A 697-nucleotide genomic window follows, 5' to 3' on the forward strand; every position below is an offset into this window, starting at 1 on the left:
AACGAAATGCTTGAAATTAAGTATCTAGAACAGCTACACCGTAAATTATTTGATGGGCTAATCTTTACATCCCATGGCATTTCATTACAGCGACTAACATCGTATCTAACATATGGGCAAATTGTACTCTGTGAAGATCCCGGAAACAGTCATATCCCAGCGGTCTTTTCCGATCGCGAATCAGGTTATCATGATGCGTTTTCTTGGCTTTTAGCAAAAGGGGTCAAGCACATCGTATTTTTGTTCAGTCGGTCTCCAAGGGAAAGTGCGACAAGTTTTGCCACTTTGAAATCATTTAAGCGAGTCTACCATTACATACCGTCTGCTGAATGGATTGTGAATAATGTCGTCACTTTTTCAGATGTCTATACTGCGGCAAAACACCTGTCTACCAGCAATTTGGATATCGACTATATTTTCACTAATGGTGATGATGTCGCGGCAGGTGTGTGGCAATACTATATGGACCATAAGCGATTCCTCCCAAAGCTAATCGGACAAGAAAACCAGTTGTCAGGATTTCTATTGAACATTCCGACAATCGATCACCACTTTATTGAAATTGGTGAAAAAGCGCTGAAATTAGTAATTAGCAATCCAAAAGAAAATACAACTATTAAGATAAACTCTGAATTTATTGTTGGCGACAAACGCACATATCAAGGTTGATTGACTCATTATGATGCATGGATTAGCA

Annotated in this window: 1 protein-coding gene; it reads left to right on the forward strand. The window is 39.2% G+C overall.

Features of this window, described 5'->3' with window-relative positions; translation table 11 throughout:
• Window positions 1-669: LacI family transcriptional regulator (locus tag B2008_RS06130; RefSeq protein WP_286822614.1), on the forward strand; the 669-nt coding region annotated here is incomplete at its 5' end.
• Window positions 670-697 lie beyond the last annotated feature (28 nt).

It is taken from the genome of Lactobacillus sp. UBA5813 (assembly GCF_002417895.1).
GTDB classification, from domain to species: domain Bacteria; phylum Bacillota; class Bacilli; order Lactobacillales; family Lactobacillaceae; genus Lactobacillus; species Lactobacillus amylolyticus.